The organism is Paraburkholderia sp. BR10872 (assembly GCF_040965835.1).
Lineage (GTDB): Bacteria > Pseudomonadota > Gammaproteobacteria > Burkholderiales > Burkholderiaceae > Paraburkholderia > Paraburkholderia nodosa_A.
Map to the genome: position 1 here is coordinate 1 of NZ_JBFRCN010000057.1, position 13,872 is coordinate 13,872.

12 protein-coding genes and 2 pseudogenes are annotated in these 13,872 nt (G+C 57.8%); 5 read left to right on the plus strand and 9 right to left on the minus strand.

Features of this window, described 5'->3' with window-relative positions:
- Positions 1–262 precede the first annotated feature (262 nt).
- Positions 263–1,666: an FAD/NAD(P)-binding protein gene (locus tag AB4Y43_RS32630; RefSeq protein ID WP_368729681.1), complete on the plus strand. Its 1,404-nt coding sequence runs from the start codon at positions 263–265 to the stop codon at positions 1,664–1,666.
- A gap of 124 nt (positions 1,667–1,790) precedes the next feature.
- On the opposite strand, the pseudogene AB4Y43_RS32635 reads toward AB4Y43_RS32630, so the two are convergent.
- Together AB4Y43_RS32635 and AB4Y43_RS32640 are read right to left on the minus strand one after the other, a co-directional pair.
- Positions 1,791–1,995: pseudogene (locus tag AB4Y43_RS32635) on the minus strand (transposase domain-containing protein); the annotation flags it as partial.
- A gap of 259 nt (positions 1,996–2,254) precedes the next feature.
- Positions 2,255–2,845 carry a DUF4158 domain-containing protein gene (locus AB4Y43_RS32640; RefSeq protein ID WP_368685908.1) on the minus strand — a complete coding sequence of 197 codons (591 nt, stop codon included), beginning with the start codon at positions 2,843–2,845 and terminating at the stop codon, positions 2,255–2,257.
- A 136-nt stretch (positions 2,846–2,981) separates the two neighbouring features.
- On the opposite strand from AB4Y43_RS32640, the gene AB4Y43_RS32645 reads away from it, so the two are divergent.
- A complete protein-coding gene (locus tag AB4Y43_RS32645; protein ID WP_141710967.1) occupies positions 2,982–3,260 on the plus strand; it encodes a hypothetical protein in 279 nt (92 codons plus the stop codon).
- An 884-nt stretch (positions 3,261–4,144) separates the two neighbouring features.
- Here AB4Y43_RS32645 and AB4Y43_RS32650 read toward each other — a convergent pair.
- Positions 4,145–4,417, minus strand: coding sequence for a hypothetical protein (locus AB4Y43_RS32650; protein ID WP_256095114.1), 273 nt, complete (start codon positions 4,415–4,417; stop codon positions 4,145–4,147).
- Here AB4Y43_RS32650 and AB4Y43_RS32655 point away from each other — a divergent pair.
- The gene (locus tag AB4Y43_RS32655; protein WP_368619640.1) at positions 4,323–4,658 is read left to right on the plus strand and encodes a DUF3757 domain-containing protein; all 336 of its coding nucleotides are present in this window, start codon (positions 4,323–4,325) and stop codon (positions 4,656–4,658) included. The two genes, AB4Y43_RS32650 and AB4Y43_RS32655, sit on opposite strands and share 95 nt — an antisense overlap.
- 203 nt (positions 4,659–4,861) lie before the next feature.
- Here AB4Y43_RS32655 and AB4Y43_RS32660 read toward each other — a convergent pair whose 3' ends face one another.
- The 5 genes from AB4Y43_RS32660 to AB4Y43_RS32680 form a co-directional block, all read right to left on the minus strand.
- Positions 4,862–6,394: an IS66 family transposase gene (locus AB4Y43_RS32660; RefSeq protein WP_368729673.1), complete on the minus strand. Its 1,533-nt coding sequence runs from the start codon at positions 6,392–6,394 to the stop codon at positions 4,862–4,864.
- A gap of 62 nt (positions 6,395–6,456) precedes the next feature.
- Positions 6,457–6,792, minus strand: a complete 336-nt coding sequence (tnpB, locus tag AB4Y43_RS32665; RefSeq protein ID WP_254344552.1) for an IS66 family insertion sequence element accessory protein TnpB — start codon at positions 6,790–6,792, stop codon at positions 6,457–6,459.
- The gene (locus AB4Y43_RS32670; RefSeq protein WP_368729674.1) at positions 6,789–7,178 is read right to left on the minus strand and encodes a transposase; all 390 of its coding nucleotides are present in this window, start codon (positions 7,176–7,178) and stop codon (positions 6,789–6,791) included. Before AB4Y43_RS32670 ends, tnpB begins: the two co-directional genes overlap by 4 nt.
- Positions 7,179–7,248: 70 nt before the next feature.
- On the minus strand, positions 7,249–7,635 hold the full coding sequence (locus tag AB4Y43_RS32675) for a hypothetical protein (RefSeq protein ID WP_368729675.1): 387 nt from the start codon (positions 7,633–7,635) through the stop codon (positions 7,249–7,251).
- Positions 7,636–7,646: 11 nt separating this feature from the next.
- Positions 7,647–8,042: an efflux RND transporter permease subunit gene (locus tag AB4Y43_RS32680; RefSeq protein WP_141710968.1), complete on the minus strand. Its 396-nt coding sequence runs from the start codon at positions 8,040–8,042 to the stop codon at positions 7,647–7,649.
- Between the two features lie 1,402 nt (positions 8,043–9,444).
- On the opposite strand from AB4Y43_RS32680, the gene AB4Y43_RS32685 reads away from it, so the two are divergent.
- On the plus strand, positions 9,445–10,392 hold the full coding sequence (locus AB4Y43_RS32685; RefSeq protein WP_368729676.1) for a DPP IV N-terminal domain-containing protein: 948 nt from the start codon (positions 9,445–9,447) through the stop codon (positions 10,390–10,392).
- Positions 10,393–10,562: 170 nt separating this feature from the next.
- Positions 10,563–11,083: pseudogene (locus tag AB4Y43_RS32690) on the plus strand (transposase); the annotation flags it as partial.
- Positions 11,084–11,319: 236 nt separating this feature from the next.
- On the opposite strand, the gene gspD reads toward AB4Y43_RS32690, so the two are convergent.
- The gene (gene gspD / locus AB4Y43_RS32695; protein WP_368619614.1) at positions 11,320–13,530 is read right to left on the minus strand and encodes a type II secretion system secretin GspD; all 2,211 of its coding nucleotides are present in this window, start codon (positions 13,528–13,530) and stop codon (positions 11,320–11,322) included.
- Between the last annotated feature and the right edge of the window lie 342 nt (positions 13,531–13,872).

Here is a 13,872-nt window from a genome sequence, read left to right on the forward strand (position 1 = left end):
ATGCCCATCGGCTACACTCGACGCTCGATTACGTCAGCCCTATGACGTTCGAGAAGAACTGGCTCGCTGCCCAGCGAGCCGCCTGAATTCCCTCGGCTATGGGATACGTCAAACAGGGGTAAGGTCAGCAAGCGACGCTATCGGCACGAATATTCATGTGAACGTCAAAATAAATTTTCTGCGCGAGCGGATACGAACAACCATTGGAACCGTGGCAATGACTGTATCGATCGTGATAGTGGGTGCTGGCTTTTGCGGGACGATGACCGCCACATGGCTACTATCGGATCAAACCGCAAAGCCCCTGTCGATCGCACTGGTCGATGCCAGCTATAGCGTTTCGCGCGGCATTGCTTATCGGTCGGACGAGGAAGGTTGGCTCCTGAACGCCCCCGCACGGGCCCTCAGTGTTGAGCGGGACAACGGGAACGGCTTTGTCGATTATTGCCGACTGCGGGGCCGGCCTGCGGAACCCGATGATTTCCTGCCACGCGCATGGTACGGTGACTATCTTGCACATCGGCTAAAACAGGCAGTAGGAAAGTCGGGGAAGCATCAGTTTTCTCAACACGACGGATACGCCGTTGCGCTGGCGCCCGAAGAGGATGGCCGAACGAAGGTTTACTTGCACACGGGTGTGGAGATTTCTGCCGATCACGTCGTCCTTGCGACGGGCCACAGCTATGGCCGCCCCTCCATCACTGTAGCAGCGACCGGTGGCGCTTCACTCGATCAACGTTTCCTCGCGAATCCCTGGGACGCAGTTAAACTGCGGGCCGTGCCGGATGACAGCCAGTTCTTCATGTACGGGTCTGGTCTGACGGCACTCGACGTTGTTTACGCGCTGCATCGGCGCAGCGAAAAGTTGTGCTTCACTCTTATGTCCCGCCGTGGTTTGTTGCCCCAACACCACCGCCGGTCACTGCCGAAACTTCAGCCACAAGCGCGGCGGGCGCTTCTCGATCAACTGACTGCTGGCCCTAGGCATTGCCTCACCGCCGTACGCAAAGTCATTGCTGAACATCGCGCGAGAGGCGGTGACTGGCGCGAGGTGATCGATAGCCTGCGTCCTGCGGTACCGCAGATCTGGTCAAACTGGTCTGAGGCCGACCGGCGCGCTTTCGTGCGTCATATTGCGCCTTACTGGGAAACACATCGTCACCGACAGCCACCTTCCACGGCAGCGCTCGTCGCGTCACTCAGGATGAGTGGCCGCCTCTCGCTTATGAGTGGGCGAATCGAGACAATCAGCGCACATGGCGACGGGCTGCTGCTGGCTATTCGCCCGCGCGCAGCAACGGGCTCGCGCGTTGTACGCGCATCGTATTTCGTCAATTGCACGGGTGCCGGGATGGCTCCCGCTCATTCAGCTGCGGCGTCAGATACAGTACCGCATGCAGATCGCCTACATCGGCCTATAGCACACGGGTGCGATTCTCTTTTTGATCAGTTACGGCGCGACGGGATTGCAAAATTTGACTGGGCGGGGTTGTGTGTTGATGAGTCTTACCGCGTAGTCCGAGTCAATGGCTGCACGAATCCGTCACTCTTTTATATTGGCCCCGCGCTTAGAAGACGCTTTTGGGAGGCGACGGCGGTGCCCGAATTGCTAATGCATATCGAGCGGATGACGGAGATCATGAGGCGGCAGTTTTCTGCACGTTAGACGCGAGCGCGTGGCCTGACAGGGTCATGGATGCAAGCGCACGCTCTGGTTCTGGCTCCAATATCGACGCCTGCCTTGTGATGTAAGCAACCGGTGAAGTCACCTTGCCCGGCGCGCGCGGAATCTATAGAGCGCTGGCGGAAGGTTCCCATCGGTGAGGCAGCAAGTCGTCGATGTCAGTCGCGAGATATGTGGGCAGGCGCGCGAGCACATCCTTCAGATAGGCGAGCGGATCGTGCCTGTTCAGTTGTCCCGAACGGATCAGGCTCATGATGGCAGAGGCCCGTTCCCCGGCGCGAAGTGAGCCCCGCAAACAACGAGTTTTTTCTGGCGGGGCCTAGGTGTCGATGGCGGTCAGTGTCCGCCCTTTTCAGGCGACGTCGTATATCGACGTCGCGACAAAGGGCGAACAATCCAGATACTGCAAGCGCTAAGTGCGCTGTGAGCGGTATGACGACGATGCAGGTCGCGGCGTAGGGGCGCGTAGGGCGATTGGAGACACGCCCCGCGTCGCGTCGTGACAGCGGCATGGAAGAAAGGCGGTATGCGGTCCATTAAACTTGCGGTAACCCATGATTTTTTGAGAGTTCAAAGCCGAGTTGTATATCGATGAGTCTTCGCAAACCTCTCCAGATCGCGGTGTTTCCGGGCGGCGGGGCACTGGCTCGATCCATATCCGCCAAGCTGGGCAAGTTTGAGGAGATATCGTGTAAGAGGCGTAGCGTTCGAAGCTTCGCGTAGCTTCAAAGTGCCCGCGCACGATATCCTGCTCACAAGCTTTCGGATTTGAAAGCAATCGGTAAGCCGCCTTCGTATTGCACCTTTGGTATCGGAGTTGTAATAGGGCTGGATGCAGAGAAATTCCCGGATTGCCGCATAGTGACGAAACAAGACGGGCGACCTTGCCCTGTTGTAGCCGAATGCGGCCTCGGCGCCTATGTTCGCGCTCGCCCGGATGTGCTCGATGACAGCGGGGGGAATGGCGTCAACGAAGGGAAAGTAGTGCATCTGCTGAAAGGCCTTCAGCAAAACCAGCAGGCCCAGTCTCGAGGACTGGCCACGCGCGTTGCGGCGCACCCACTCGAGCTCTTCGACGTCCGGCGAATAGAACGCTTGCAATTCCTCCGGTGAAAAAACCTTGGGAAACCTCGGATACGCGGTACTTTCGATGGTCGCCATGCCGAATTCCGGATCTCGAATGGGCTGGCCAGTGTAGCGCAAAAAATCCGGCAAAGCCGTCACACCTGTGCCAGTCTTGAGCAACCAGTTGGCCGCGATAATTTTCGGATTCAGAACGCAGCGAAGGGGCAGAAACATGGGCAAAGCCAGCCAGCAGAAAAAATCGTCGCGTGCCCGCAAACTGGGCGTTGGCGACCTGGATGCATTGCGACGGGGAGCGGTTCAGTCAGGGAACCCGACGCTATCGTTCTCGATCGGAATGAACTGCCGCCGGAGCAGAAAATCTCCTGGCGCTCTCGCGCAAATGCTTCAGGATGAGGTATCCGATCATCCAACACTGGAGGAATATCAGAGCGCGCTAACGGCGATTGCGGCGGCGTGGAATACCAGCCTCCCGCCCGAGAGAGCGTGCTGAAGCGCTACGCGATCAGATCGGATTTGATAAAAGTGTTCCACCCGAAATACGGCGCGAGATCATACAGGGCATCGAGCGCCTGGTTGGGAAAATCTAACCCGCTTTCCCGTGACCTCCGTCGTATCGTTTCGTGGAAGGCAAGGCTCGAAGGTGACGTACTCCGGGTCGTTGCCGCAGCGTCCGACGGTCCCCGGCACGACACTTTTAAGTGATGTCATACGGGGTTTGGCGCGAACGATGTCCGCGTAAGAAATCGCACATTCAGACCAGTCGGCCAAGGACTCGGCCGTCCCGCGCTGGCTGACCACGTTGACCTATCTGCATCTCGACGACGCAAGCGGACGCGATAGCTCAGGGAAGCATCCCCAGCCCGATTTCCTTACTCCACCAAGGCATAAAGATCCGCCACCTCATAACTTCTACACTTATGATCGCTATTCGGCTGAATCGTGGTCAGGGGCCTTCACGATATGCGGAAGGCCATTGCGAGTGGCCGCATTCGCGCCGAACGCCATTGAGGGCATGCGCCGGGTTATCTTCGTCATTTTTTCTCGAATCCTTTGCCCGCAATATCGTCGGCTCAAACTCCTACCGCCGTTCGCCAATCCGGTATTATGCGCTTGCTCGCTATCTCTCTGCGGTACTTCGAGGATAGCCGAGGGGTGGAAACTACAGGGCTTTGGCATTCCATGCCTTAACGCCTCGAAAACATGGATCTGCCATACCCATCAACGACATTGACTCTCGCATAAATTTTATTTGTTATGGTTAGCGCTATTACGGTATAAACTATGTGCTCGATTTCAGGCGATCACGCAATCGAAGTTCTAAAAAGGCGGAATTAGACATCATCTAAACTGCAATGGCTTGCATTTTAATTTTCGTTAAATGCATTGCCAGATGCTCAGATAATTTAGCCCACTGCCATTGCAAAATTGAGGAATAAAGCCGAAGATGAGAAATCTCTTTCTTGTTACCCTTGCGCTCAGCGCATCGTATTGCGCTGCTGCTGAAACATACGAAAGCTGCCCGACGCCCGCCGTCATCAAAATTGCGCGGAACGTGTACACTGCAACAACCAGCGATAACGAGGGGGAATGGACGGGTTTTGCGAGAGGACCGGACGACGGCAATATCAAGGAATTCACCTCAGCCACGTTTGATCCACCGCAGCTTGATAATGACGGTGTTGTGCAATCGGCGTCAGTCCAGTGCTCCTACGAACTTGCCAAAGGCGGACATGTGAATCTACGGTACATGCCTAGGTCTCCGCTACCAAGTCTAAGGGTAGATCAAGGCTTATGGCGCCGGAAATCTGGCCTTCGCGACCTTGACTACTATGAATGCACTCAGCCGACCGCGTTGCGTTGTAGGTTCGTTGTCGTTCGACGGTCCTGAACAAGCTGAGCGTCCGGCAGCGGCGGCTTCCCGGTGGGAGCCGTCTTGGTGCAATTTCAAGGACATTGACCTGTCGCCTCGCGAATCCTAGCGAGATTCAGACGAGGTCAACGGTACGTTTAGTGGAGAAGAATCTGCTCCGGCATCCGCTGCGAGAACAGTAAGCACCCGGCAAACACACCGGGGGCACGGATTCGTGTCGATCAGGCTGTGGTAGGTGACCAGAGATGTGGAAGCAGCTGCGCGAGATTGTCGGCGCGCTGGGTCGGCAAGCGAGTCAGGACGTCTTTTAGATAGCAATACGGGTCATGACCGTTGAGCTGTGCCGATCGGATCAGGCTCATGACGGCGGCACCACGTTGGCCCGCACGAAGAGAGCCGGCGAACAACCAGTTCGCCCTTCCAGTTGCCCATGGACGTATCTGGTTTTCTAGCCAGTTATTATCGATGGGCACTCGCCCATCGGCGAGATAGCGCATCAGCGCCTCCCAGCGTTTGAGGCTGTAATCCAGCGCTTTCGCAATGGCCGAGCCCTCCGAGACAAGCTTGCGCTGACCAGTCATCCAGTCGTGCAACGCATCGGCAATCGGCCGGGCACGCTCCTGACGAAGGGCACGTCTTTGTTCGGGATCGAGCCCTGCGGCCTCTCGCTCGACGTCGTAGAGTGCCGCGAAGTGTTCAAGTGCCTGCCCGGCAATCTGACTCTTGTGATTGGCGTGAAGCTCGTAGAACTTCCGTCGGGCGTGGGCAGCACACCCGATTTCCGTAATGCCTTGACGGAAACCTTCCTTGTAGCCACCGTAGTCATCACACACGAGTTTGCCGCACCAGCCGCCAAGGAACGCACGGGCATGCTCACCAGCGCGGCTGTCGGCGAAGTCATAGACGACCGCCTTCAATTCGACAAACTGCGTGGTGCTGTATGCCCAGAGATAGGCCCGATGGGTCTTGCCCTTGCCTGGGCTGAGCATCTGCACCGGCGTCTCGTCGGCGTGCAGCACTTCCTGCCTGTGCAGTTCCGCTCGCAGCGCGTCGACCAGTGGCTGCAGTCTCATCCCGCAAACACCAACCCATTCACCCAGCGTCGATTGCGGAATCGCCAGGCCGGCCCGACCAAAGATGCGCTCCTGGCGATACAAAGGAAGATGGTCACCGTATTTGGCGACCAGCACCTGCGCGAGCAGACCCGTGGTGGGAATGCCCTTGTCGATCACGTGGGGCGGCACCGGCGCCTGGACCAGCGTTTCGCACGTCCTGCAGACCCACTTGCCACGGACGTGCCGCTCGACCATGAATACGCCCGGCGTGTAGTCCAGTTTCTCGCTGATGTCTTCGCCGATCCGTTCGCGCTCACAACCGCACGAGCACCGGGTGTCTGCGGGCTCGTGGTGGATGTCTGTACGCGGGAAACCGGGCGGCAAGCTTGCCCGCTTCGGCTTCTGGCGCTCGTCATCGGTTCGAGGTGTCGGCCGCAACTGCTCCAGTTCAATCTCGAGCGCGGCCAGATCGGCGTCAATCGCCTCATTGAGCAGGCTCATCTGTTCGCTGTTGGCCTGTTCGCTACGCCGGCCGAACTGCATGCGCTTCAGTACAGCAATCTCATGCGCGAGCTGCTCGATACGTGTCTGCCGGTAATGCAGCTCCCGTTCGTTCTCACCAACCTGCGACATTAACCGCGCGGCCAGCGTGCGCAGTTCGTCGGGGCTCAGGGTGTCGAGGTCGGCGGGCAGGTCCATGCAGGCAGTCTGCCAGAACCTCACCCGCGACGGAAGCAAGCCAGTTTACGGCTCTGGGGGTATTACACGACCGTGATCGCGTGATCGTGAACCAACGTCTGCCAGGGCAGTCCGGTCACCAACGCACGCAACTGCTCGGGATTGAGCGCGGTCGCGATCGTCTGCTCACCGTTCGTCCAGACGAACCGGCCCTTGTTCAGGCGACGCGCGGCCAGCCAGATTCCGAACCCGTCATAGACGAGCACCTTCATGCGCGTCGAATGCCTGTTGGCGAACAGATAGGCGTGATGTGGTCGCGCTGCGCCGAACACCTTCACCACGCGCGCCAGAATCGTATCTGTGCCGGCGCGCATATCCAGCGGTTCGGTCGCCAGCCAGATCGCGTCGATGCGGATCACCGCAGCCACCCCTGCAACCACACCGCACAATCGCTGGCTGCAGATAACGGCCAACGTACCGTCACCGTTGCCGCACCCCGACGTACCTCGATCAGGATCTCTGTCGCGCCAGATGCAGCTCCGGACGCTTCCAGCTGCAACTGCACAAATTCTGCCGATGGCACGCTCATTGACTTGCGGGCGAGCTCGGCCGCATCCAGCTCCTCCTGCGCCGCCACCCAGCTTCGGAGCATGTTGGCATTCAAGCGATAGTGCAGTGCTACCGCCGCGATCGATACGTTGGGCTGCATCGCCGCCCGGATGACTTGCGCCTTGAACTCCTTGCTATGCCGCCGACGTCGTGTCGGTTGCACGACCTCCTGCGTCACCTCGATCTCGTCCATCATGTACATCTGTCCATTAAAAATTTAGATGGACACGATCCTCGCCTTCGAGCCTTACGCAATCAAGATGACTTCACCGGGTGCTTACCGAGAACAGGTCAATGTGAAGCACCAACTGGTGGATCTGGCTGGAACCGACCTTCTGCTTGGTTTTCGCGTCCCAAAGGCCTCTGGTTGCACGGCAGCATCCGGACAGCAGCGCAACCAGCAGCAGCGTCAGACACGACACGGACCATTCCCGCACGAAGGTATCCGCGCATTGCGCGAATCGCGCCACCGCCGCTGCGCCCCGCTGGAGTTCGCGCAGGATCACGCCCACATCTCCTACCGGTGCGCGAGGCACTTTCCTCCTCCATCGATCCCAGCCGATGGCAAGCGCCGCGCCAGCCAGGACAGGCCACAGCGCCCCGGGCGCGAGCGCGTCGAGCAGCGTGCCAACCGGGATGTGCAGATACAGCACTCATAGCCCGATCAGCGAGGCCAGCACCATGGCGAACCACGTGAGCGGTGCGGGGACGCGGGCATGGGCATACGTCGATCAGCCCCTTCGTGCCGATCAACGCCAGAATGCCCAGAATCGCGACGATACCGAGCGGCCGGTTGAACACCAGCAGCGCTGAGCACCACGCCGATCAGGCCCAGCGGCATCACCGCAACCTCCATGGCCAGACGCCGGAAGCACACCAGCAGCACCATCATGCTCGTGAACATCAGCACGATCATGACCGGCACCACCGCAAAGACCGACGTCCGGGAGATCGCGCTTTCCTCGAATAGGCCGCTGGTTTCGACCCGGTAGCCGCCCGGCAGCTTCGCCTTGAACGCGTCGATCTTCGGTGCCACCGTCGCGACGACTTCGTCGGACACGCCGACCAACATAATTTATATGAACGCCCCCGATGCGCCAGTTTTTCTTGTGTGTTAATTCGACACGTTTCGCAACGAGAACCCGATCGACATCGCGGCCAGCCTCATTCGCTGCGGGCCCCGATGAAATCCGCTGACTCGTCCCTCATTTGTCGCACGAGCTCAACGCTCGAATTATGCTTCAAGTTCAGCGAGTCACGGTCCGACCAGTCTTGTCATCACGCTCGATTGCCAACGCAACCTTTCGACGTCATTCGTCCAAGCTTTACTCTGTTGCTCGATCTATCAAGCTGACTTCGCTAGAAGTCAGAGGCCCCGTAGCTTGGATAGCAGGGTGGGGGGAAACCAAGCCTCTGAAGCCTATCGACAGGCATTTCCTAGGGGAATGCGCGAGTCATCGGGCCGTAACAAAAGTGAACGTAGATGTGGCCTCGAAAATGAAAAGCTCCGAGGGCCGAGCCCGCAACCGTGAGGGTGAAGGCAGCATGGGTAGCGGAATTCTGACCGATACGGCTATTCCACTTCGGCGGGGTGGAAGCGACGGCACGAAGACAAGGACATGCTGAGCAACTGGAGAAGCCCTCCTCGCCCCGGCGCGAAATCGCCGGAGCAAGGTAGGTTCTATAACCGGCGAACCCGGGAAGTGGACCGAAGGCGAGAGGGTGGCGGATGGGCCCGTAGTAGCCGTGAAACCGGGTAACGCTGGTGGAGCGAAGGGGCCCTGCTGTTTGTAACTTCCTCGACAACATGGGAGGCAAGGACGAGATGACAAAGGCCAGTGTCGAACAAATGCGACTCCGTTCCACGTGCCGCCAGTTTGCTTTGTATTTCACTGATTATCGAAGGTCTTCACCTCACTACAGTCAGTTAATCTCACCGGTCGCTGGAACCTCGCTTGCGCTCAGCGGACACTGATCATACCCACTCGCATTCACTGATGGCATAAAAATTGCCTCAAGGTAAGCCGACGACGTAACCGATACACCTATACATAGTCAAGGCCAAACATCCATGCAAAAAATTGTCACCATCTTTCTGCTTCTAATTTCCTACTGCACGTTGCTATCGGCTGCTGACAACCAGGGGAACGGAACCATACCCCCCCTTTCCTCTTACCCCCTCAGACTTTCAGCGGGCTCTCACAGTTCGTTATCAATACTCGGATAAAATTGTCAATTTCGTCGATACCCCCCCTTTCTGGCTTTCGCCCGAGACCCTTGCCTACCGACGGACGACACATGGTGAGCGCCAGTTCATTAAACTCAATATCAAAACTGGGAAGAAGCAACCAGCTTTCGATCATGGCCGCCTTGCCGAAGCATTAAATAAGGCGGCCTCCTCGAATTTCCGAGGCAATTCGCTGCCCTTTGACCGCTTCGAAATCGGACAAGACGGCAACCAGTTGCTGTTCTCCATTGGTTCCGTTCAGTGGAGTTGTGATCTTTCAAGCTACATCTGCACTAGGATCTCTCAGGGCGAAATCTTGCCATTTCATAACGACTTCACGCCAACGGCTGCAAGCGATAGTCGAATCACAATCGATTCACCGGACGGCAAGTGGAAAGCATATATCAAAAACTCCAACGTCTTTCTAATGAGTAAGGACGGATCCGTAAATGTACCGTTAAGTTGGGACGGGACAGAAGCGAACAATTACGTCTTCTCATCCCTAAAGTGGTCCCCTGACTCCAATCACCTCGCAGGTTACCGTGTCGCCCTCGGCCAACCGCGTCAAATCGTGCTTGTCAATTCCTCAGCAACAAACCATCAAGCCAGGTATGAGCCAATAGAGTATGCCAAAGCGGGAGATATTCTTCCGCGACCGCAACCGGTACTATTCGACATAGTCAACAAGCGCATGATCAATATCGACAATGCTTTGTTCCCGAATCCTTTTGACCTTTCCAAAATTAATTGGCGGAAGGATGGGGAAGGCTTTACATTTGAGTACAACCAACGCGGCCATCAGCTCTACCGAGTAATCGAGGTGAAGGCCGCCACCGGCCGTACGCGCTCTTTGATCGATGAGGTCAGCTCCACGTTCGTCGATTATACAGATTTAAGAAATAACCAAATAGATTCCGGAAAATACTTTCGCTACAATGTTAATGATGGAGAGGAAATTATCTGGGCATCCGAACGCGATGGATTTGAACATCTGTACCTCTTTAATGGCCGTACCGGTGTTTTAAAAAACCAAATCACCAAAGGTGACTGGATTGTCCGCGCGGTGGACCACATCGATCCAGTCAGAAGGGAAATTTGGTTTGAAGCAAGCGGAATGAATGTCGGCGAGGACCCTTATTTCGTTCATGCCTACCGAATTGGCTTCGACGGAAAGGGGTGCTGACATCACTTACGCCAGAACCGGCCAATCATCACATCGAGTTTTCTCCTGACGGTAGCTTCTACGTCGACCTCTGGTCGCGTATCGACCTTCCCCCACGCATGGCGCTTTGAGCTTGCCCCTGAAAAACGTATCCCTTGCTGAGGTTTAAACTGCAGCAAGGAGAAACGAAGATGAGCCAATTGAAGCGTGCGCGGTACACCCTGGAATTCAAGCTGGAGGCGGTGCGGCTGGTGAAGGCCGGCCAGAGCCTGGCAGCGGTGTCGGCGATTCTGGGGGTGTCGAGCCAGACGATCTCGAACTGGGTGCAGGCGGACCGAAAAGGAACGCTGGTCGGCCCGGGTACGAAGCCGGTAACCGAGGAGCAGATGGAACTGGCTCGACTGCGTGCGGAGAATGCGCGACTGAAGATGGAGCGCGACATTCTAAAAAAGGCGGCAGCGTACTTTGCGAAAGAATCGACGTGAAGTACGCCTTTATCGAACGGGAGCACAAGCGCTGGCCGGCGTCGCTGCTGTGCGAGTTGCTGGAGGTCAGCCCGAGCGGGTATCACCAGCGGCGTCAGCGGGCTGCAGCGGGCCGGGAGAGGCACAGCCCGGTACGAATCAGCGACGATGCCTTGCTGGCCAACATCCGCGCGATCCATGCGCAGGTCAAGGGTGAGTACGGCTGGCCGCGCATGACGAAAGAACTGGCTCGGCGACTTGCTTCTATCGACCCTCGTGGCCTTAGAGACCTATCTTACGGCCCTCTCTACGCACGCAAAGTCCAGCAGTCCAAGCGACAAAACCAAGCGCTCATTTCACTGGCACGGCGACGCTACGACGTCCTGTTCGCCATGCGACGGGACCTTTTCCGAACACAAGTCAGCCCTTAACGCTTGATGAACCGCATAGGGGGGCATCCCAACATGAAAACCAAGACATCGATCTACTGGCGACGCATCTTGTCGAGATCGAATAGATTCAGGGCTGACCCGCCCTGACTTGGGCCTACCGGCTTCTGCGGCACGACCGGGTCGTCGTCGTCCTTCATCAGGTTGTTGTCCTGACGATACGCGCCCTGCACACCTTGAATATAGTCGTAGCGGTTCGACGTGACAGCCTGCGCCTTATCCCGATCGTCGATGATGACCGGACGCAGGAATATCATCAGATTCGTCTTTTCGCGGCTCTTCTGCTCCGAACGGAACAGCTGGCCGATCCACGGCACGTCGCCTAGCAGCGGCACCTTGCTGTTGCCGTTCGCGTACCCATCTTTTATCAGGCCGCCGAGCACGATGATCTCGCCATCATCGGCCAGCACCGTCGACTGCACCGAGCGCTTGTTGATTGTCACGCCGCCCTGATTGTTCGTCGATGCCGAATCGACGGACGAAGCTTCGGCATAGATTTGCAGCTTTATGATGCCACCGTCGGTGATCTGCGGCTTCACGTGCAACACGATCCCGACATCCTGTCGATCGAACGTGTTGAATGCGGTCACGGACGTTGCGGCATTCGCGGTCGGCGTGGCGTATGAACCCGTCACTACAGGCACGTTCGAGCCAACGACGATCTTCGCCTCTTCGTTATTGAGCGCGATGAGGTTAGGTGTCGATAGGACGTTCGCGTCGCTCGACTGCGACAGCGCCTGCAACAGCCCCCCGAGACCGAACACGTCGCCGAAGCGGTGCAGCAGGCCTACGTTCAGGCCGTTGTTCAGCAGGTCCGCGCCCTTCGTCGCGAGCGCTGCGGCGGGGGCGTTCGCGATGATCGCCCCCTGCGCAGTCAGGTTCACGATGCCCTGGCTGCCGTTGGAATTGAAGTTGGAGCTGCCGTAGAGACCGTTGTTTCCACCATTCGAAAGCAGCGCACCCTGCCACTGGATGCCGAGGTTCGCGTTTGTCGTCGCCGACAGTTCGACGATTAACGCCTCGATATATATTTGCGCGCGGCGGACGTCAAGCTGATCGATCACGCTGCGCAGATTGCCGTAGACGGCGTCCGACGCGGTAATGATCAACGAATTCGTCTCCGGATCGGCCTGGATCATCCCGCCGGGCTGGTTCTCTTCACTGTCACCGCCTTCCTTTTCGCCAAGAAACGCCGCGTTGTTACCTTGACCGCCGTTGTTGCCGCCGCCTGCAAGTCCATTGCTTCCCATCGACGAGAATGACGAACCGCCCAAGGATCCGCCTGGCAGTGGGGGCTGGCCCGGCGTGCCCGCCGACGAGTCCATGTTTCCTTGGTTGAACGAGTTCGCGGCACCACCGCCCCCTGTGGACATCAAATCATTGCCGCCCTTGCCGAGCATGCCGCGCAGCGTCTTCGCAAGACGCCCGGCATCCGCGCCCCGCAGTTGCACAACGTGGATGTTACCGGGCCGCCCGGTTGCCGCATCAAGCTGCTTCGCCAGCGACTTCGCCCCCGCGAGGCGCACTGCGTTCGACGCTCGCAGCATTAGCGAATTCGTGCGCGGATCGGCCTGCACTAAGACTTTCAGCGTCGCATCCGTATTGCCGATCGACCCAAGGTCGAGCATCTTGGTCATCTGCGTCGCAACGTCGGTCGCATTCGCGTTCTTCAGTTCCACTACCTGCACTTGCTGGCCGGCCGCAGAATCGACGCCCGCGATGATCTGCGCAATGCGGCGGACGTTATCAGCGTAGTCCGTGACGACGATCGTATTATTCGATGGATAGGCCGCAACCATATTGCTCGGCGAGATGAGCGGACGCAGCACTGGCAGGAGGTTGTTCGCCGATTCGTTCCTGAGGCGAAAGATCTGGGTGACGACCTGATCGCCGTGTGCCGAAGGCGCATTTCCAATGTACGTCGGCACACCCTCCACTTTCGCGTCCGCTTCGGGCACGACCTTGAGCACACCGTGATCCTGCACCAGCGAGAAACCCTGCATTCGCAGCGCAGACTGCAGAGTTTTCAATGCTTGATCCTCGGAAACAGGGTGCTCAGAGACGAGATTCAGCCGCCCTTCGACGCGCGGGTCAACAATGATCGTCTTCCCTGTCGCCGCGCCGACCGCCTTGGCGACCTGATCGATGCCGGCATCGACGAAATTGAGCATCACATCTGCCTGCGCGGTATGGGCGGTAATCAATCCAGCCAGCAGTAATGCGGTTGCGATGCGACGTAAAGCCATACGGTTTGTTCTTGTTAGGTTAACAGTCTATGTGGATTTGCCGGCAGTTGAATCAACACGCACAGCGCATTTACGTTGTGGACAGCTGCCGCTTTGTTCGCAAGTCGTCGTCAAACTTCAGCAGGACCGCATGAGGGGAAACACGATCGCTACGCATGCAACGGTGGGTAGCAATCAGTTGCACGGCAGGCCATGGCCGCCACATTGCAGAAGAACGAACGGCGTGGCGATGAACAGCGACGTCAAGAGGCCTTGGCAGACCATGGAACAGCGCGCCCATCCGCCTCATCATCACGATGCAGTTGAGGCAGCCGAGCTGCTGAGCCGATTCCGACCACCAGC

What these genes read in the sequence shown, in the direction of transcription:
- AB4Y43_RS32670 (WP_368729674.1), bottom strand. Translation starts at nt 7,178, where the DNA reads ATGATGGACGAGATCGAGGTGACGCAGGAGGTCGTGCAACCGACACGA.
- gspD (WP_368619614.1), bottom strand. Translation starts at nt 13,530, where the DNA reads ATGGCTTTACGTCGCATCGCAACCGCATTACTGCTGGCTGGATTGATT.
- AB4Y43_RS32645 (WP_141710967.1), top strand. Translation starts at nt 2,982, where the DNA reads ATGGGCAAAGCCAGCCAGCAGAAAAAATCGTCGCGTGCCCGCAAACTG.
- AB4Y43_RS32660 (WP_368729673.1), bottom strand. Translation starts at nt 6,394, where the DNA reads ATGGACCTGCCCGCCGACCTCGACACCCTGAGCCCCGACGAACTGCGC.
- AB4Y43_RS32640 (WP_368685908.1), bottom strand. Translation starts at nt 2,845, where the DNA reads ATGGCGACCATCGAAAGTACCGCGTATCCGAGGTTTCCCAAGGTTTTT.
- AB4Y43_RS32630 (WP_368729681.1), top strand. Translation starts at nt 263, where the DNA reads ATGACCGCCACATGGCTACTATCGGATCAAACCGCAAAGCCCCTGTCG.